Annotated in this window: 20 protein-coding genes; 17 read left to right on the top strand and 3 right to left on the bottom strand. The window is 56.6% G+C overall.

The features are described from left to right. From ELY25_RS12260 to ELY25_RS12325, 14 genes are all read left to right on the top strand, one after another. Window positions 1-738: electron transfer flavoprotein subunit beta/FixA family protein (locus ELY25_RS12260; RefSeq protein WP_148111504.1), on the top strand; the 738-nt coding region annotated here is incomplete at its 5' end. Window positions 739-752: 14 nt separating this feature from the next. Then, complete coding sequence (locus ELY25_RS12265; RefSeq protein WP_126951064.1) at window positions 753-1679, top strand: electron transfer flavoprotein subunit alpha/FixB family protein; 927 nt, start codon at window positions 753-755, stop codon at window positions 1677-1679. A 212-nt stretch (window positions 1680-1891) separates the two neighbouring features. After that, the gene (locus tag ELY25_RS12270; protein WP_126951567.1) at window positions 1892-2503 is read left to right on the top strand and encodes a superoxide dismutase; all 612 of its coding nucleotides are present in this window, start codon (window positions 1892-1894) and stop codon (window positions 2501-2503) included. A 253-nt stretch (window positions 2504-2756) separates the two neighbouring features. After that, the gene (gene nrdH, locus ELY25_RS12275) at window positions 2757-2978 is read left to right on the top strand and encodes a glutaredoxin-like protein NrdH (protein WP_126951568.1); all 222 of its coding nucleotides are present in this window, start codon (window positions 2757-2759) and stop codon (window positions 2976-2978) included. Between the two features lie 9 nt (window positions 2979-2987). Next, window positions 2988-3425, top strand: coding sequence for a class Ib ribonucleoside-diphosphate reductase assembly flavoprotein NrdI (gene nrdI, locus ELY25_RS12280; protein WP_126951569.1), 438 nt, complete (start codon window positions 2988-2990; stop codon window positions 3423-3425). Next, a complete protein-coding gene (nrdE, locus tag ELY25_RS12285; RefSeq protein WP_260579438.1) occupies window positions 3407-5590 on the top strand; it encodes a class 1b ribonucleoside-diphosphate reductase subunit alpha in 2184 nt (727 codons plus the stop codon). The genes nrdI and nrdE overlap by 19 nt, the downstream gene beginning before the upstream one ends. 88 nt (window positions 5591-5678) lie before the next feature. Continuing rightward, entirely contained in the window at window positions 5679-6650 is a 972-nt protein-coding gene (gene nrdF / locus ELY25_RS12290) for a class 1b ribonucleoside-diphosphate reductase subunit beta (protein WP_126951570.1), read from the top strand. 63 nt (window positions 6651-6713) lie between these two features. After that, window positions 6714-7121: an NUDIX hydrolase gene (locus ELY25_RS12295; protein WP_126951571.1), complete on the top strand. Its 408-nt coding sequence runs from the start codon at window positions 6714-6716 to the stop codon at window positions 7119-7121. A 228-nt stretch (window positions 7122-7349) separates the two neighbouring features. After that, the gene (locus tag ELY25_RS12300) at window positions 7350-8135 is read left to right on the top strand and encodes a DUF3450 family protein (protein ID WP_126951572.1); all 786 of its coding nucleotides are present in this window, start codon (window positions 7350-7352) and stop codon (window positions 8133-8135) included. Continuing rightward, complete coding sequence (locus tag ELY25_RS12305) at window positions 8132-9490, top strand: MotA/TolQ/ExbB proton channel family protein (protein ID WP_126951573.1); 1359 nt, start codon at window positions 8132-8134, stop codon at window positions 9488-9490. Before ELY25_RS12300 ends, ELY25_RS12305 begins: the two co-directional genes overlap by 4 nt. Window position 9491: 1 nt before the next feature. After that, the gene (locus ELY25_RS12310) at window positions 9492-10034 is read left to right on the top strand and encodes a MotA/TolQ/ExbB proton channel family protein (RefSeq protein ID WP_126951574.1); all 543 of its coding nucleotides are present in this window, start codon (window positions 9492-9494) and stop codon (window positions 10032-10034) included. After that, window positions 10027-10434, top strand: coding sequence for an ExbD/TolR family protein (locus ELY25_RS12315; protein ID WP_126951575.1), 408 nt, complete (start codon window positions 10027-10029; stop codon window positions 10432-10434). Before ELY25_RS12310 ends, ELY25_RS12315 begins: the two co-directional genes overlap by 8 nt. Next, complete coding sequence (locus ELY25_RS12320; RefSeq protein ID WP_126951576.1) at window positions 10431-11195, top strand: TonB family protein; 765 nt, start codon at window positions 10431-10433, stop codon at window positions 11193-11195. Before ELY25_RS12315 ends, ELY25_RS12320 begins: the two co-directional genes overlap by 4 nt. A 3-nt stretch (window positions 11196-11198) precedes the next feature. Beyond that, window positions 11199-12263, top strand: a complete 1065-nt coding sequence (locus ELY25_RS12325) for a CREC-EF hand family protein (protein ID WP_126951577.1) — start codon at window positions 11199-11201, stop codon at window positions 12261-12263. 30 nt (window positions 12264-12293) lie between these two features. Here the strand turns inward: ELY25_RS12325 and xthA are convergent, their stop codons facing one another. Both xthA and ELY25_RS12335 read right to left on the bottom strand, forming a co-directional pair. Further along, entirely contained in the window at window positions 12294-13127 is an 834-nt protein-coding gene (xthA, locus tag ELY25_RS12330; protein WP_126951578.1) for an exodeoxyribonuclease III, read from the bottom strand. After that, a complete protein-coding gene (locus ELY25_RS12335; protein ID WP_126951579.1) occupies window positions 13127-13375 on the bottom strand; it encodes a hypothetical protein in 249 nt (82 codons plus the stop codon). Before ELY25_RS12335 ends, xthA begins: the two co-directional genes overlap by 1 nt. A gap of 145 nt (window positions 13376-13520) precedes the next feature. Here ELY25_RS12335 and rhlB point away from each other — a divergent pair, with 145 nt between their 5' ends. Together rhlB and dinG are read left to right on the top strand one after the other, a co-directional pair. Continuing rightward, on the top strand, window positions 13521-14795 hold the full coding sequence (gene rhlB, locus ELY25_RS12340) for an ATP-dependent RNA helicase RhlB (protein ID WP_126951580.1): 1275 nt from the start codon (window positions 13521-13523) through the stop codon (window positions 14793-14795). A gap of 5 nt (window positions 14796-14800) precedes the next feature. After that, window positions 14801-16927, top strand: coding sequence for an ATP-dependent DNA helicase DinG (dinG, locus tag ELY25_RS12345; protein WP_126951581.1), 2127 nt, complete (start codon window positions 14801-14803; stop codon window positions 16925-16927). Window positions 16928-16964: 37 nt separating this feature from the next. On the opposite strand, the gene ELY25_RS12350 is transcribed toward dinG, so the two are convergent. Further along, window positions 16965-18041, bottom strand: a complete 1077-nt coding sequence (locus ELY25_RS12350; RefSeq protein ID WP_126951582.1) for a 3-deoxy-7-phosphoheptulonate synthase — start codon at window positions 18039-18041, stop codon at window positions 16965-16967. Window positions 18042-18383: 342 nt separating this feature from the next. On the opposite strand from ELY25_RS12350, the gene rpoE reads away from it, so the two are divergent. Continuing rightward, the gene (rpoE, locus tag ELY25_RS12355) at window positions 18384-18983 is read left to right on the top strand and encodes an RNA polymerase sigma factor RpoE (protein ID WP_126951583.1); all 600 of its coding nucleotides are present in this window, start codon (window positions 18384-18386) and stop codon (window positions 18981-18983) included. The last annotated feature ends 68 nt before the right edge of the window (window positions 18984-19051 follow it).

Consider the following 19051-nt stretch of genomic DNA (forward strand, 5'->3'; position numbering starts at 1 on the left):
GTCGCGGTTAAACGCGTCATCGATTACAACGTCAAGATTCGCGTCAAGGCGGATCACTCCGACGTTGACCTTACCAACGTCAAAATGGCCATGAACCCCTTCTGCGAAATCGCCGTGGAAGAAGCGGTGCGCTTGAAAGAGAAAGGTGTGGCCACCGAAGTAGTAGCGGTCACCATCGGCCCCAAGGCGTCTCAGGAGCAGCTGCGCACCGCGTTGGCGCTGGGCGCCGACCGCGCCATCCAGATCGAAACCGACGAGCGGGCAGAATCGCTGGCGGTCGCCAAGCTCTTGGCCAAAGTGGTCGAGCAAGAGCAGCCGGGTCTCGTGATCCTGGGCAAACAGGCCATCGACACCGACAACAACCAGACCGGCCAGATGCTCGCCGCGCTCACCAACCTGCCGCAGGGAACCTTCGCCTCGGAAGTGGTCGTGGAAGGCGACCAGGTCCATGTCACGCGTGAAATCGACGGTGGCCTGCAGACAATCGCACTGACTTTACCCGCCATCGTGACCACCGATCTGCGCCTGAACGAGCCCCGCTACGCCAAGCTGCCGGACATCATGAAGGCCAAGAAAAAGCCGCTGGACGTCAAAACCCCCGCCGATTTCGGGGTGGACGTGGCGTCCAAGGTCAGCCTGCTCAAGGTGGAGTCCCCGGCCGAGCGTAAAGGTGGCATCAAAGTCGCCTCCGTGGACGAACTAATCGATAAACTCAAAAACGAAGCCAAGGTGCTTTAAGAGGAGTGGAACGCATGAGCATTCTGGTACTTGCCGACCTCCATGAAGGCCAGCTGGCGGGCGCGACCGCCCACGTTGTCGCTGCTGCACAAGCGATTGGGGGCGATATTGACGTACTGGTCGCCGGTGAAGGCGTCCAGGCGGCAGCGGATGCGGCCGCCAAGCTTGAAGGCGTACGCACGGTGCGCGTTGCGGACAACGCGGTCTACGCCCACCAGCTCGCCGAGCCCCTGGGCGCCTTGCTGGTGGAGCTGGCAGGCGATTACACCCACGTGCTGGCCAGCGCCTCCACGACGGGTAAAAACGTGCTGCCACGTCTGGCGGCGCTGAAAGATGTCAGCCAGCTGTCTGACGTTATCGGGGTGGAAAGCGCGGATACCTTCCAGCGCTCCATCTATGCGGGCAACGCCATTGCCACGGTGAAAAGCGACGACACCCTCAAGGTGCTGACGGTCCGTACCACCGCGTTTGATGCCGTCAGCGACACGGGCAGCGCCACGGTGGAAGCCGTGGACGTGGTGGTCGAGAACACCCAGTCGCGCTTTGTGAAGGAAGAGCTGGCGCAGTCTGACCGCCCCGAACTCGGCGGTGCCAAGGTGGTGATTTCCGGTGGCCGCGGCATGGGCAACGGTGACAATTTCAAGCTGCTCAACGGGATTGCCGACAAGCTGGGCGCGGCGGTAGGTGCCTCGCGCGCCGCGGTGGATGCAGGCTTTGTGCCCAACGATATGCAGGTCGGTCAGACGGGCAAGATCGTCGCGCCGGATCTGTACATCGCGGTGGGGATCTCCGGTGCCATCCAGCACCTGGCGGGCATGAAGGACTCCAAGGTGATCGTGGCGATCAACAAGGACGACGAGGCGCCGATCTTCCAGGTAGCCGACTACGGTCTGGTGGGCGATCTGTTCGAGATTCTGCCCGAGCTTGAGAGCAAGCTGTAAATCGACTTGCCTGATGACACTGTAGGGCAGTGATTTTAAGCCGGCTCGCTTGTGGGCTGGCTTTTTCATGTGTGGGCATTAGATAAACACGCTGTTGTTAGCTAAAGTACGGGCACGATATGAGAAAAAGCCGCTTAGGCGGTTGAAAAGGGTGTTGGCTGGCCGCACCTAATGTAGTGAACGCAACAAAAGCCACTCAAGGAGATGATCAAATGGCACATACACTTCCCGAGCTGCCGTACGCATATGACGCTCTCGAACCGAATATCGATGCGATGACGATGGAAATTCACCATTCACGTCACCATCAGACGTATGTCAACAATCTCAATGCAGCACTTGAAGGCACCGGCCTTGAAGATGTAAGTATTGAAGAGTTGGTTTCCAATCTGGATCGCGTTCCAGAAGCCAAGCGTCAGGCGGTTATCAACAACGGCGGCGGCCATGCCAACCACTCCATGTTCTGGCAGATGATGTCGCCAAACGGCGGTGGCAAGCCTCAGGGCGATGTGGCAAACGCCATCGAAAGCGAACTGGGCGGCTTGGAAGCCTTCCAGGAAGAATTCAAGAAAGCGGCTGTTGGCCGTTTTGGCAGCGGCTGGGCGTGGCTAAGCGTCACACCCGAGAAAAAGCTAGTGGTTGAAAATACCCTCAACCAGGACAGCCCACTGATGCACGGCAATACGCCGCTGCTGGGTCTGGACGTGTGGGAGCACGCTTACTACCTGAAGTATCAGAATAAGCGTCCTGATTACATTTCAGCATTTTTCAACGTTGTAAACTGGGAAGACGTAGAGCGTCGTTACCAGGCAGCTATCGCTTAATCACGCATTATATAAGGCAAGATGCCGCCCTGCGGCGTCTGCATAAAAGCCGCCCCCATTGTGGGGCGGTTTTTTTATTTTCAGGAGTAATGCTGGGTATGAGTTGTCAATAACCTGTGGATGAAAAAATACCACATATGCTTGAATTGATTTTCTCATGGGCTATATATAGTATGCGTGGTGTCTTCAGAGGGGGTAGGGTACTAGATATCCACTACCTCAAAAATGCTGCTATGGAAAGGGGAAAATAGCCATGGAAATTCAAATTTATAGCAAGCCCGCCTGTGTTCAGTGCACCGCTACCTACCGTGCCTTGGATAAGCAAGGTTTAGAGTATACCGTTATTGATATCACCGCCGAATCGGGTGCCCAACAAGAAGTAGAAGCCCTGGGCTACCGTCAGCTTCCAGTTGTGGTGGCAGGCGACGATCACTGGTCAGGTTTTCGTCCAGACCGCATTCAAGCGCTGGCGTAAGACACATTTATGTTGGTGGACGCCGCCGCTGAAACATTAATCACTGGCAGCATTATCTATTTTTCCACCAAATCAGGTAACACTCATCGTTTTGTACAAAAGCTTGGCCTGACTGCCCAACGCCTTCCGCTTGGGCGCGATGAGCCGACGCTGCAAGCCACTACGCCCTATATATTGATTACGCCCACTTATGGGGGCGGTGAAGCAAAGGGCGCAGTGCCAGCACAGGTCATTCGGTTTCTGAACGATGAGCACAATCGACGCCTTATTCGTGGCGTCATTGCTGCTGGTAACACCAATTTTGGTGATGCGTATGGCCTCGCTGGTCGCGTCATTTCAGAAAAGTGTCGTGTGCCACTGCTATATCGATTTGAATTATTTGGCACCGACGATGACGTGGCCAAGGTCCGCAAAGGAGTAGAAGAGTTTTGGAAACGACAAATCTAGTCACGAAAAACTTGGCTGAAGCAAAACGACCTGCTTCGGGGGCGACCGAGACGCGCACGCTGGACTACCATGCACTGAACGCCATGCTTAACCTGTACGGTGCCAATGGTGAGCTACAGCTGGACAAAGACCGCGAAGCAGCACGTCAGTACTTCCTGCAGCACGTCAACCAGAACACGGTTTTCTTCCATTCGCTGGAAGAGAAACTCGACTATCTGGTTGAAGAGAGCTACTACGAAGCAAAAGTGCTGGATCAGTACAGCTTTGCCTTTGTGAAGGCGCTGTTTGAGCAGGCCTACGCTTACAAGTTTCGCTTTCCAAGCTTTCTGGGCGCTTTCAAGTACTACACCAGCTATACGCTGAAAACGTTTGATGGCAAACGCTATCTGGAACGCTACGAAGACCGTGTGTGCATGGTAGCGCTGACCCTGGCGCGCGGTGACGAAGCGCTTGCCAAATCGTTGGTTGATGAAATCATTAGCGGCCGGTTCCAGCCTGCAACACCAACCTTTCTTAACTGCGGCAAGCAGCAGCGCGGTGAGTTGGTTTCGTGCTTCTTGCTACGTATTGAAGACAACATGGAATCGATTGGTCGCTCGATCAACTCAGCGCTCCAGCTTTCCAAGCGTGGCGGTGGCGTTGCCTTCCTGTTGACTAATATTCGTGAGTCCGGCGCGCCTATCAAGCGTATAGAGAACCAGTCATCGGGCATTATCCCGATCATGAAATTGCTGGAAGACGCTTTCTCCTATGCCAACCAGCTGGGTGCTCGTCAGGGCGCAGGTGCGGTGTATCTCAACGCGCACCACCCGGATATTCTGAGCTTCCTGGATACCAAGCGCGAAAATGCGGACGAGAAAATCCGCATCAAGACGCTTTCGCTGGGCGTTACCATTCCGGATATCACGTTTGAGCTTGCCAAGCGTAACGATGATATGTACCTGTTCTCGCCCTACGATGTCGAGCGCGTATATGGCGTGCCGTTTGGCGATATCAGCGTGACCGAGAAGTACCACGAAATGGTTGCGGATGCGCGCATTCGCAAGCAGAAGATCAACGCGCGTGCCTTCTTCCAGACGCTTGCTGAGCTGCAGTTTGAATCGGGCTACCCGTACATCATGTTTGAAGATACGGTCAACCGGGCGAACCCGATTGCCGGACGTATCAACATGAGCAACCTCTGCTCGGAAATTCTGCAGGTCAACACGCCGACAGAATACGACGATGATCTTGGCTACCGTGAGATGGGGCAGGATATTTCCTGTAACCTGGGCTCAATGAATATCGCCAAGGTAATGGATGCGGGCAATATCGGTACCAGCGTCGAGATTGCCATTCGCGGCCTGACTGCGGTTTCCGAGATGAGCAATCTGAGCAGCGTACCTTCTATTGCCGAAGGTAACGCCAAGTCGCGGGCCATTGGCCTAGGGCAGATGAACCTGCACGGTTACCTGGCACGTGAGCATATCTACTACGGCTCTGAGGAAGGGTTGGACTTCACCAACCTCTATTTCTACTGTGTCGCGTTTCATGCGCTTCGCGCCTCCAATCGTCTGGCAATTGAGAACAACAACACCTTTGCGGGCTTTGAAGACTCCAAGTACGCAACGGGTGAATTTTTCGATAAGTACCTTGAGCAAGAGTGGCTGCCGCGTACCGAGAAAGTGCGTGGACTGTTTGAGCGTAGCGGTATTGAACTGCCTACCCAGCAGGATTGGCAGGAACTCAAGGCGTCGGTAATGGAACACGGGCTTTACAACCGTAACCTGCAGGCCGTGCCGCCTACAGGGTCCATTTCCTACATTAACCACTCGACGTCGAGCATCCACCCGGTAGCGGCCAGGATCGAGATTCGTAAAGAAGGCAAACTGGGTCGCGTTTACTACCCGGCGCCGTTTTTGAACGAAGAGAATTTTGACTACTTCCAGGATGCCTACGAAATTGGCCCTGAGAAGATTATCGATACCTACGCCGAGGCGTCCAAACACGTTGACCAGGGCTTGTCATTAACCCTGTTCTTCCCGGATACCGCTACCACGCGTGATATCAATAAGGCGCAAATTTATGCCTGGCGTAAAGGTATTAAAACGCTCTATTACATTCGCCTGCGCCAAAGCGCGCTGGAAGGTACGGAAATTGAAGGTTGCGTTTCCTGCACGCTTTGATTCTTGTGCCTGAGATAACTGCCAACCTCTAAGATCCCGTATTTTATGCGCCGTAGATAATACGGCGCTTTTTGATGAGAATTATGTCATGACCACCACGCAACGCTTATCGCGGGTTAATGCGATTAACTGGAACCGTCTTCAGGATGACAAGGATCTTGAAGTATGGAACCGCTTGACCAGCAACTTCTGGCTGCCGGAAAAGGTGCCGCTGTCCAACGATATCCAATCGTGGAATACGCTCACTCAGCAGGAAAAACAGCTGACTATCCGCGTGTTTACAGGACTGACGCTGCTGGATACCATTCAAAGTAGCGTGGGCGCGCCGGTACTGATGGAAGATGCCCGTACGCCCCATGAAGAAGCGGTATATACCAATATTGCCTTCATGGAGTCGGTGCATGCACGTTCGTACAGCTCGATTTTCTCAACGCTGTGCGCCACGCGCGATGTGGACGATGCGTTTCGCTGGAGTGAAGAAAACCCCACGCTCCAGGCCAAGTCAGAGCTGATTCTGGAGCGCTACCGCTCTGATGATCCGCTGATGCGTAAAGTGGCCAGCGTTTTCCTGGAATCGTTCCTGTTCTACTCGGGCTTCTATCTGCCCATGTATTGGTCAAGCCATGCTAAGCTGACCAACACCGCTGACCTTATTCGTTTGATCATTCGCGATGAAGCGGTACACGGCTATTACATTGGTTATAAATTCCAGCAGGCCCTGGCGGAGGCCACGCCCGAGCGCCAGCAGGAAGTCAAAGATTATGCGTATGAGCTGCTGCTTGAGCTCTACGATAACGAAGTGCGCTACACTGAGTCCTTGTATGACGAAGTGGGCCTGTCTGAAGATGTGAAGAAGTTCCTTCACTACAACGCCAACAAGGCGCTGATGAACCTGGGCTATGAACCGTTGTTCCCAAGCAGCGTTACCGACGTTGATCCGACGATTATGGCGGCGCTATCACCGAGCGCAAATGAAAACCACGACTTCTTCTCCGGCTCTGGTTCGTCGTATGTCATTGGTAAAGCCATTGCCACGGAAGATGATGACTGGGCGTTTTAATAGCGTCACTCGGTCAGCGGTAAACGTTAGGGCAAGCAGTAAGCGTGAAAAGAGGGAAGGATCATGCCAAATGTAACGCCAACAGCCAGCGTGATGAAAATTGTAGCGGCCGTTGTGAGTGACCCCGACGGTCGCCTGCTTCTGGTGCGTAAACAGGATACGGCTTTCTTTATGCAGCCGGGCGGCAAGATCGACCCGGGTGAAACGGCGTTGGCGGCGCTTTGTCGTGAGCTTCAAGAAGAGCTGGGTTTGCATATCACTGAAGACCGGCTACTTCCTTTGGGCGTGCAAATGGCACCGGCGGCAAATGAGCCTGGCGTGACTATTGAAGCGCAGCTTTATGGGCTGGTGATTGATGAGCCGGTAGAAGCGGCAGCTGAAATAGCGGAAGCTATATGGGTAAGCCGTGAGCAGGCGTGGGAGCTTCCTCTGGCTCCGCTAACCAAAGACTATGTAATGCTGAAAATTTAAAGACATTAGCATTAGTCACTAGCTTAGCATTATAACCAAGGGTGCCGAATGGCGCCCTTTTTTATGCCTAAAAAAGCAAAAAGCGCCTTGATGTGAATGATAAATATTGTCATTGACCGTGATAGTGGTAGGCTGGGTACGCAGAATTTAAACGCAAATCGTTCTTATACCTAATTAGTTTCTAGCGCGGCTATATGAAAGCCCGCTAGGCAGTAACGGAGAGTCGACGTGCTGAACAGGCCTTTCTTTGTCTTGCGTGGGTGCTGCTTAGCCTGCGTGCTAGTCAGCGGTACGCTAATGGCAAGCGATGAAACAGCGGGCCAGGCGGCCCAGAGTGTAGAAGCTCAGCAAACCCAAGCGGCCCTACAGCAGCAAATTGACGCAGCCGATGAAGAAACCCGGGAAGCGCTGGAAGAGCTGCGCCGCTTGGAGCGCGAGACTCGCCAGATGAACGCAGGTAACGCAGCCCTGAGTGCACGTCTGGCAGAAGAGGCTGAACGCCAGCAGCGCTTGGGGATGGCGCTCGATACGCTAGAAGAGACGCGCGCTGCATTGCCGCTGATCGAGCAGGACATGACCGCCCAGCTAACTCGCTGGATTGAGCAAGACCTGCCGTTTTTGCGCAATGAGCGCCTGGCACGGGTAGCGCGCACGGATGGACAGGCTGGTGCTGATAGCGTCGAGCGGATCAACAGTTTGCTGGAGACATGGCGAGCTGAGCTTGATTATGGTCGTGTTATCGATCATTGGCGTGGGCGCCTTGAGAGCGCTGAAGGCAGCGTCCGTGAAGTCGACTACCTGCGAGTGGGACGCATCGGTTTTTATTACCTGACGCCGGATGAAAGGGAAGGTGGCGTCTGGGACGTAGCCAGTAATGAATGGCAGCCGCTGGATGAAAGAGCACGGCGTGAAGTGCGTAACGGCCTGCGTATTGCCGCTGATCAGCGCACACCAGATTTGCTGCAGCTGCCGCTTTCGATTACCGCGTCTAATCAACAGGGAGGTCAGCCATGAGCCTGAATCGTTTACAGCGTCTGGGTGGCGCCTGCCTGTTGATGGGTATTTTCACGTTTACTTCCACGGCCTTCGCCCAAGACGATAGCTTGTCATCGCTGCGCGAAGCGCGCCAGGCAGCTGAAGCACGGGATCAGCAGCGCCTGGAAAGTTTTCTGAACGATCAGCAGGCGCTATCGGCAGCCCTTGATGAAGCTCGTGCAGAGCACCAAGCTGCTGAAGAGCAGAGCGAGGCGCTACAAGCACAACAGCAAGCCCAGGCCGAACAGGCAAGCGAGTTGACTGAGCGCCAGAGCGAGCAGGGTCAAGCCCTTACCGAGCTCTTGGCCAACCTTGCAAGGCACAGTACCGAAGTACGCAACGCGCTGGGTGAGCATAGTTGGTTGACTCTGCATGAAGACGCGCTGCCGCCACGCTTGGATAATGCAGAAGTGCTTGAGCGAACCCAGCTGGAAGAGGTGGTGGATAGCTTGGCGGCATTGACAGCTCAAACGGGGCAGGCCGAACGGCTAACGCTTCCCGTGGCGGATGCTAGCGGCAATATCGAACCGCGCGAGGTGATTCGTCTGGGTGACTTTGTCGCCTTTACCGAATCGGCGCTGCTGCGTCAGGGAGAAGGCAGCGATCAGCTGGCCGAGATACCGCGCACGCCCGCTGATATTCAAGGCGTTCTGCATGACTATCATCAGGGCGAAAGCCGCGAGTTTATTATCGATCCTGCCCAAGGGCGCGTTTTACAAGCACTTTCCCAGCGGCCCAGCCTTTGGGAGCGCTTCCAGCAAGGTGGTTATGTCGGCTACGTGATTGTGGCGCTAGGAGCGTTAGGCCTGTTGGTAGCACTGGTTCAATACGCCTACCTCGTGTTAGTAAGCCTGCGCGTGCGACGTCAGCGTCAGTCGCTGGATCACCTGCACACGCATAACCCGCTGGGGCGTGTGCTGCTGCGCTTCAAGGAAATGGACAAACACCAAACGCCGGAAGCGCTGGAAGCCCGCCTGGACGAAGCGGTGCTGGCGGAGCTGCCGCGCATTGAGCGGGGGCAGCCCATCGTGAAACTGCTGGCTGCGATTGCGCCGCTGCTTGGCCTGCTGGGGACGGTAACGGGCATGATTGTTACTTTCCAGGCGATTACCGTTTTCGGTACCGGTGACCCGCAATTGATGGCCGGTGGTATTAGCCAGGCATTGGTCACCACCGTGCTGGGGCTTATTACGGCAGTGCCGCTGCTGTTTGCCCAGACGTTGTTGGCCAGCCGCAGCCGTCACTTGAGTCAGGTGATTGAAGGCGAGGCAAGCGCGACACTCGCAGACCACCTTGAAGCCCAATCTACCGCACATGCCGCATCGGTGAATTGACATGCCCACGCTACCTCTTTGGCTAGAGCCGGTTGAACGGTTGGTTGACGCAGGTGGTGCGGTGCTGGTCGTGCTCGCATTTGTTGCCGTGCTGGTATTTGGCATGGCAATAGAGCGCTGGTGGTACTACCGCATTACCTGGCGGTCCGCCCGTCGGCAGTTAATTCGCCGCTGGGCGGACCGCCGCGACCATCGCAGCTGGAGTGCGCGTACGCTGCGCCATGTGTGGACAGAGGCACTGGTCGCAAGGCTGCGCCGCCCGCTGCCCTGGTTAAAACTGCTGGTGGCGCTATGTCCGTTATTGGGCCTGCTGGGAACCGTCACCGGCATGATTACCGTCTTTGATAGCCTCTCCATGAGTGACACGCATCAGGCGCGTGCCATGGCCGATGGCGTGGCGCGTGCAACGTTGCCCACGTTAACCGGCATGGCCATTGCAGTGGTGGGGCTATTATTTATCAGTCGTTTAGAGCACGTGATTCGTCGCGAAGATCAACGCTTGCACGATCGCTTGGCGCGTGCCTTGGAGGAGAATGATGCGTAGACGCCGTTCGATGGACGCGACTGCCGAGAACAACGAGGTCAACCTGACACCCATGCTGGATGTGGTGTTCATCATGTTGATCTTCTTTATTGTCACGACCAGCTTTATCAAGGAAAGCGGGATCGAAATCGAGCGTCCGGAGTCGAGTGCGGCAAGTCCGCGCCCAGAGGCTCAGGTGCTGGTCGCTATTACCCCGGAAGGCGCTGTATGGGTTGATGGCAAGCCTGTTGATGTGCATCAGGTCGGCCAGGAAGTGGCTGGTATGTTAACCGAGCAGGGGTCGGCCGTTATCCAGGCAGACCGCAACTCCACGACAGGACTTTTGATTGAGGTCATGGACCGCCTGCAGGAGGCCGGTGTAGAGCAGGTAGCCGTGGCGGCGAGTCGGAGTGCCCCATGATACGTCATGCCGTGTCGTTGCTGGTCGGAAGCACGCTGGCGATTGGTCTGTTCTGGCTGCTGGCGTTACTTGTAGCACCGCCCGAAAGGGAGCCTGAAGTGCTGGAGATGCCTATGACGCTGAACATGGTCGAGGCACCCGAAGTCGCCCTTGAACAGGAAGCGGTCGCACCGCCACCTGCACAGGCGGCCCCACAGCAGGCGCCGCCTCCGATGCCTACGCCAGAACCGCCACCGGCCACGGATAGCGCGATTAGCTTGCCCAATGTTGAGTTGCCGGATACACCTGCCGAGCCGGTCGAGATGGATAGCGAGCTGCCTGAACTAACCGAAATAACCCCAGAGCCTCAGCCCGAACCAACGCCCCAGCCAGCATCGACGCCAGAACCGACGCCGGCGCCTTCGCCACAACCGGCACCTGTGCAGACACCAACCGAGGCTCCGGCTGAACGCCAGGCCGCACCGGTTGCCGAGGCGCCGCCATCAGACGAGCCGGTAAGCGTAGGGCAGGTGGCACCCACCAACCGGGTTAACCCCACCTATCCATCCCGTGCTCAGCGCCGAGGCATGGAAGGGTTTGTGGAGGTGGAGTTTATTATTCGCCGTGACGGCAGTGTTGATCGTTCATCTATTCGGGTCATCAATGCCCAGCCACGGCGCGTGTTCGAAGATGCCGCACAGCAGGCTATCGCGCAATGGCAGTTTGCCAGCAGCCAGCAGGTACGGCGTGCCACACAACGCATTGAGTTCCAATTGAGGTAGGGTATGCAGCGTTTAGGAGGGATTTTACTGTTCAGCCTGTGGGCCTCTGTGGCCCAGGCCAATGTGCCGCTGCCCGGTGATATTATTCGCGACCTGACCGCGCTGCAGGAGCAACTGGCGGGTGGCTCGTTTGATGCTGTCGCCGAACGCGGCGCTGTCCAGGCAGAGCGCCTGGCAGGTGGCAATGCTTCTGACCGCTGGGCAAGCGCGCTTTATCATCAGCTGGCGGCAGGTGCGTTGGCGCGCATGGAACAGCCGGAAAAAGCTGCCGGTCACCTGGCTCAGGCACGCCAAACCCGTGGCGTTGGCGCCGAGCAGGCTGCAAGGTGGCTGCGTGAAGAGGCTTCGCTACGCCGCGCCGCAGGCCAGAATGGACAGGCCATCAGGTTGTTAAGTGAGTGGCTTGATAGCGAGCAGGATACCAATACGCTATGGCAGTTAGTCCGCCTGATGGCGCAAGAAGCGCAGTGGGAGGCAGCCGCTAAGCGTCTGGAACAGGCGATCGCACAAACCGAAAACCTGAATGAAAATCAGCAGGCTCTGGCGCTTGCCATACTGCGCCATTCCGGGCAGAACGCCCAGGCGTTGAATTGGCTGGTAGAGGGCTTAAGTTCGGCCAGCAATGCTGAAGATTGGCGCCAGGCTGCGGCGCTTGCCCAGCAGGCGGGGCAGGCAGGCATGGCGGCAGGCTTGTGGGACATGGCCTGGCAGTTGGGCAAGCTTGAAGAACCCGAGGATTTTTGGTTATTGATTGAGCTGCACCGTGCCGGGGGCACGCCCGCAAGAGCTGCCGAGCGTCTAGAGCAGGCCCTTGAGCGTGGCGATATTGAGCGCGATGAGAAAGTGTTAAGGCTGCTGGCTACCTCCTGGCAGCAGGCCCGGCATATCGAAAACGCCCTAAGCGTCTGGAAGGCAGTGGCTGTGCAGACTCAAAACGCGGCAGACTGGCGGCAATATGGTCAGCTCGCCTATGCCTGGGGAAAGGAGGAGCAGGCTGAACAAGCGCTTACCCAGGCCGCCCAGCTCGGAGATGAAGAGGCCAGCCAGTGGCTGGCCAATTTCGAGTAGATGCAGTCATGCCGGAAGGCGCAAAGAGGCTTACGCAGATGCCTTGAGCGTCAGTGCAAAGTCGCTCCAGACAGGCGCATGATCGGAAGGCCGTTCCATGCCGCGCAGGTCATAATCAATTCCGGCGGCCTTTACACACTGGGCAAGTGGCTGCGTTACCAGAATATAGTCAATACGCAGGCCGCGCTTGGGCTCACGGTCAAAGCCCTTGGAGCGGTAGTCAAACCAGCTAAACCACTCGCTGTTATCCGGGTGGCAGAGGCGATAGCTGTCGGTCAGCCCCCAGGCTTTAATGCCGGCAAGCCATTCACGCTCAATCGGCTGGAAGCTTGTTTTACCTTCGCGCAGCCAGCGCTTTCGGCTTGGCTCGCCGATACCGATATCCTGGTCTTCAGGTGAAATGTTAAAATCACCCATTACTGCCAGACGCTCGTCAGGGCGGTGCTGTTCGTCAAGCATCCGCTTCAGCTGGCGATAGAACTGCGCCTTGTGCGGGAATTTGGTCGGGTGCTCAACGTTTTCACCCTGGGGGAAATAGCCGTTCCAGACGGTGACTGGCTCACCGTCATCGGCCAGCAGGCGTACCCCAATCATGCGCCGCTGAGCTTCTTCATCATCGTCAGAGAAGCCGTAAAAAACTTTCTGAGGTTCCTGGCGGCACATCAATGCCACGCCGTAATGACCTTTCTGACCATAGTAATACACGTGGTAACCCATGGCCTGTACCTCGGCCAAAGGGAACTCGCTGTCCTGTACTTTGGTTTCCTGCAGACCGATAACATCTGGCTGCTGGGTATCAATCAAGGCCTGTAGCTGGTGAAGCCGAGCGCGAATGCCGTTGATATTGAATGAAACCAGACGCATTACGATTGGCCCTCAGGCGATGGGTCAGACTCCTTGTTCGGGTGAATAGCGATGTTCTGCCCACTTTGCTGGCGAGCCAGTTTTTTAACCGCCTGCAATTTACGCTGCTGCTGCTTTTTTGCTACAAAGCGGCGTGACGGCGCTACCTGATCGGGGTTATCGTGGCGCCACTTTTTGTAATCCTTGCGTCGCCCCGTGCGGATCGTCACCTTGTCGGCCAGCGAACGTGTCTTTTTCTTACGCGTCATGTCGCGCTCCTTACGTCGATTTAAGCCACATTCTAACAGGCTCTGGCATCGCTTCGACAGCAGGACGCGCTCTTAACGCCAACCCCTGATACAATGCGCACTTCGTGATGCCTAATATTCACAGCAATGGACAGATACATAGCCTATGAGCGAGTCGGAACAGACCACAGCATCGGCCCAGAACCGCAAGCCGAAACGCCGCCGTCGGAAACCGCGTCGTCGTCAGTCGAACTGGGATCTTCGTCAGTTTCAGGTGCCTGCCGTGGCCGGCAAATGGCGCTTTCATGACTTTGATCTGCCGCTACCGCTGATGCGCGCCATTCATGCCCAAGGGTTTGAATACTGCACGCCTATTCAGGCCGAAGCGTTACGCCAGACCCTGCTGGGTGGCGATATCGTCGGTAAGGCACAAACGGGTACTGGTAAAACCGCCGCCTTTTTAATCTCGGTATTGGCCTACTTCATGGAAGAGCCAGCACCTGACGGTCAAAAGCCGGGGGCGCCGCGCGCGCTGATTATTGCGCCTACCCGCGAACTTGCCCTACAGATCGAAAAAGACGCCAAGGCGCTTGCCCGCTTCACGCAGCTGAATGTGGCAAGCGTGGTCGGCGGTATGGACTATCAAAAGCAGCGCGAAAGCCTGGGCAAGAAGATCGATATTCTGGTGGCAACGCCAGGGCGCCTTTTGGACTTTCACCAAAAGCGCGATATCGATTTATCAGAGGTGGAAGTGCTGGTACTGGATGAAGCCGACCGGATGTTGTCGATGGGCTTTATTCCTGATGTGAAGCGGATCATTCGCTACACGCCGAAGAAAGAAGAGCGCCAGACGTTCCTGTTCTCGGCAACCTTTACCGACGATATTCTCAGCCTGGCAAGTCAATGGACGCTGAGCCCGGCACATGTCGAGATCGAAGTCACGGTTGAAAACCAGGCCGATATCGACCAGCGCGTCTACCTCGTGTCTGATGACGACAAACCGCGTTTACTGGTCAATCTGCTGGAGCAGGAAAGCTTTGAGCGCGTAATGGTGTTTGGTAACCGTCGCGACCTGGTGCGCAAGCTCGATGAGCTGCTCAAAAAGGCCGGCATCAGCGCCGCCATGCTCTCCGGTGACGTGCCGCAGAACCAGCGTATCACTACGCTTGAGCGTTTTCGTGAAGGCGAGATCCAGGTGCTGGTAGCAACTGACGTAGCTGGCCGTGGGATTCACATCGAAGATGTCAGTCACGTGATCAACTACACGCTACCGGAAGACCCGGAAGATTACGTTCATCGTATCGGTCGTACCGGCCGAGCAGGCGCGAAAGGTGTTTCAATCAGCTTTGTGGGCGAAGAAGATGCGTTCTCACTGCCGGAAATTGAGCGCTATATCAACGACAAGCTGCCCTGCGAACACCCGCCTGAAGGCATGCTGTAAAGCACATGCTGGATAATGCCCTGAAAAGCGACATACAGGACGCCTACCGTCGCGTGGTGGAGAAGCTTGAGCTGACACCACGTTACGGGCAGCGCCTGATGATTGCCGAAATCGCCCGCACGCTTGGCGATATCGAAAGCGATAGCGAAGGCAAACGCACAAGCGACAGCCACGTGTGCGTGCTTGAGGCGGGTACCGGTACGGGAAAGACGTTAGCCTACCTGATTGCCGCGCTACCCATCGCCAAGGCGCGCGGCAAACGGCTGGTTATCTCGACGGCGACGGTCGCGCTACAGGAGCAGGTGCTCAATCAGGATCTACCTGCCCTGGCCAGCCATAGTGGTATTGCCTTTCGTTACGCCCTGGCTAAAGGGCGCGGGCGCTATGTATGCGTGGCTAAGCTTGACCAGGTACTGGAAGGCGCTGAACCCAACCCGACGCTGTCGCTATTTGAGCAGTCGCTGCAAACTCAAAGCAGCGATTTCAACGTGCTGGCCACCGATATGGCAGAAGCCTATGGGCAAGGCGAGTGGCAAGGCGATCGTGACAACTGGCCGGTGTCGATCGACGATACCCATTGGCGGCGGTTGACGGTGGATCATCGTCAGTGCACCGGCAGACGCTGTGGCCACTTTGGCGCCTGCGCCTTTTTCCGTTCGCGCCGCGAGCTTGAAAATGCCGATATTATCGTGGCCAACCATGATCTAGTGCTGGCGGATCTGGCCTTGGGTGGTGGGGCCATCCTGCCAGATCCGGCAGACTGCATTTTCGTATTTGATGAAGGCCATCACCTGCCTGACAAGGCGCTTTCGCACTTTGCGCACCGGTTTGCCGTACACGGCTGCTTGCGCTGGCTTAAAACCCTCAAAAGCAGTTTGACCGATCTGCATCAGGCGCTGGCCGTGCAGCCTACGATTGCACGATTGCTGGCCAGCCTGCCTGAGGTTATCCAGACCCTAGAGCCGGCCCTAGGGGATGTGTTCAGCGTGGGCCATCAGATCGCCGGGCGGCCAAACGGCCTGGCAGATGAGGAGAACACGCTACAGTCACGCTTCGAGAAGGGCGAGATACCCGATGCGCTGCGCGAGCAGGCCCAGCAGCTGCTGGTCATGTTTGCCACGCTTTCCCGCTGCCTGGAAAGCATCAGCGATATCCTGCGCGAAAGCCTGGATCCGGATAAACAGACCGGGCTTGACCGCGAACAGGCCGAAACCTGGCTGCCGCTGGTGGCGCTGCTGCACGGGCGGGCGCTGGAAGCCCACGCGCTGTGGCAGGCGTTCAGCGAGCAGGACGCCGCCAACGCCCCACCCAGCGCGCGCTGGATAACGCTAAGCCGGGTAGCCGGTGAGCCGGAGGTCGAGTTCTCGGCAAGCCCGGTATCGGCGGCGCATACGTTGGCCAAGCATTTGTGGGGGCGTTGCTATGGCGCGGTGGTGACCTCGGCCACGCTGACCGCGCTGGGCCGCTTCGAGCGAATTCAGGAGCGTGCAGGGCTTGCCAACCGCTATCGCTACCAGGCGCTGCCCAGTCCGTTCGATTACGCCAACGCCGTGCTGCGCGTACCCCGGGAAGCCACGGACCCAAGCGACCGCGACGCCCATGAAAGCGCGATTGCCCGGTTTGTAACCCAGCTGACCGATAAAGAGGCTGCCCTGGTGCTGTTCTCCTCGCGCGCGCAGCTTCGCGCCGTGGAAAAAAGCCTGCCTGAAGCAACCAAAGCACGGGTGCTGGCACAGGACGCGCTACCCAAGCGCGAACTGATCGAGCGCCACCGCGCCGCAGTAGATCGGGGAGAGGGCAGCATCATTTTCGGGCTGGCAAGTTTTGCCGAAGGAATCGATCTGCCCGGCGACTATCTGACGCACGTAGTGATTACCCGGCTGCCGTTCGCGGTGCCCGACGATCCGGTGGGCGCCACACTTGCCGAATGGATCGAAAGCCAGGGCGGGAATTCGTTCATGCGCATCAGCGTACCGGATGCCTCCATCAAACTGGTCCAGGCCTGTGGGCGGTTGATCCGCAAGGAGAGTGATCGGGGGACCATTACGCTGCTGGACAGGCGCGTGATTACTCGGCGCTACGGCCAGGCGCTGCTGGATGCGCTGCCCCCGTTTCGTCGGGAAATTCAGTAGACAACCCCCACGGCAGAACCGCCGTGGGGATTTGAGTTTAGCGGCCGATGCGCTTGGCGAGCACGCTTGCCAGTTTGTCGTTCATGTGTGTGAAGGCGTCTACCGTGGTATCCCAATCGATACACGCATCGGTGATGGAAACGCCGTACTGAAGATCGTTCAGGTCAGCAGGCACCTTCTGGCTGCCCCAGCCAATATTGGATTCAACCATCAGGCCGATAATGGACGTGTTGCCTTCCAGGATCTGGTTGGTCACGTTCTCAAGCACCAGTGGCTGAAGCGCCGGGTCCTTATTGGAGTTGGCGTGGGAGCAGTCGATCATGATGTTGGCGGAGAGATTGGCTTTCTTGAGCTCCTTCTCGGCCAGGGTGACGCTCACGCTGTCGTAGTTGGGCTTGCCATTGCCACCGCGTAGCACTACGTGGCCGTAAGCGTTGCCACGGGTGCGGATGATGGCTACCTGGCCTGCTTGATTGATGCCCAGGAAGTTGTGCGGGTTGGCAACAGACTGCAGCGCGTTGATGGCCACGTCCAGGCTGCCGTCGGTGCCGTTCTTGAAACCGACCGGCGAGGAGAGGCCTGAGGCCATTTCGCGGTGGGTCTGGGACTCGGTAGTCCGTGCGCCGATGGCCGACCAGCTGATACAGTCTTGAATGTACTGCGGTGAAATAGGGTCAAGCGCCTCGGTGGCCAGCGGCAGACCAATTTCTGCCAGGTCGACCAGCAGCTTGCGGGCGATATGCAGACCTTCATCGATCTCGAAAGAGTCGTTGAGATGCGGATCGTTGATAAGCCCCTTCCAGCCTACGGTTGTGCGCGGTTTTTCAAAGTAGACGCGCATCACGATATATAGGCTGTCGCTAACCTGATCGGCCAGGGTGCGTAGGCGACGGGCATAATCCAGAGCGGCTTCTACATCGTGGATAGAGCAGGGGCCCACCACGACTAGTAGACGTGGATCCTTGCCATCCAGAATGTTCTGGATAGTGTTACGCCCTTCGATAACCGTATGCTCGGCGGCGTCGGTCAAGGGGACCGCCTGTTTGAGAGCGTCGGGAGTGGTAAGTACGTCCTGAGCCAGGACATTAAGATTGTGGACCTGCTGTTCTGACATCTTGCTACCTATGCTTGCGCGATGAGCGAAAATTGGCACCTACTATGGCGTGACTTGGCACTAAAAATCAATTATTGAGAAACTTGGGAGCGTTGAATAGTGTCAGCCCCAAGGTTTTGCAAGTACGCTTTGTCAAGTGCAGCTAAGCGCTTGATGCGTCGCGCAGAACGCGTAACACTTAGCGTTCTGAACTTTTTAACGGGGCAACGTGTTCGTAGCTCCAGTCATCAATGTCATTAATTATGCCCAAGGGACGCTATGCTGCTTGCTGTTAAGGCCCGCTTAAAAGGACTAATAGGAATTGGGCTCAACGCCAGTCGATTGAGCTGGGGGAGCGTGTGAATGGGCACTCGTGAAACGGACCAACAGCTTGTCGAACGTGCCCAGAAAGGCGATACGCGCGCTTTTGACCTGCTAGTAAAAAAGTACCAGCATAAAATTATCGGTTTGATTGGCCGCTACGTGCATGACCATTCTGAAGTGCAGGACGTAGCACAGGAAGCATTTATCAAAGCCTATCGCGCACTGGGTAAATTTCGTGCCGAAAGCGCTTTTTATACCTGGATGTATCGTATTGCCATCAATACGGCAAAAAATCATTTGGTATCGCGAGGCCGTCGGCCACCAGGAAGTGATCTGGATATTGTTGATGCTGAAATTCTCGATCAAAGCGGCCGATTAGCCGATGCGGAATCACCAGAAGCTGCCATCGCGCGTGATCAGCTTGAAGCTGCCGTGTTTGAAGCGATTGAAAAACTGCCGGATGACTTGCGGACTGCAATTACGCTGCGCGAACTCGACGGGCTCGCTTATGAAGATATTGCTCAAGTCATGCAGTGCCCGGTGGGTACGGTGCGTTCACGAATTTTCCGTGCACGTGAAGCCGTGGATGAACATATCCGGCCTCTGGTTACCACTGCGCGGAACAGTCGTGACGAGTAATGGTCGATAGCTTGAGTCAACGATTGTGCTATAGCAGTATCTAACGACTGGTCATAAATCATTACCTT

The sequence above is a fragment of the Vreelandella populi genome, assembly GCF_003989825.1.
GTDB classification, from domain to species: Bacteria; Pseudomonadota; Gammaproteobacteria; order Pseudomonadales; family Halomonadaceae; genus Vreelandella; species Vreelandella populi.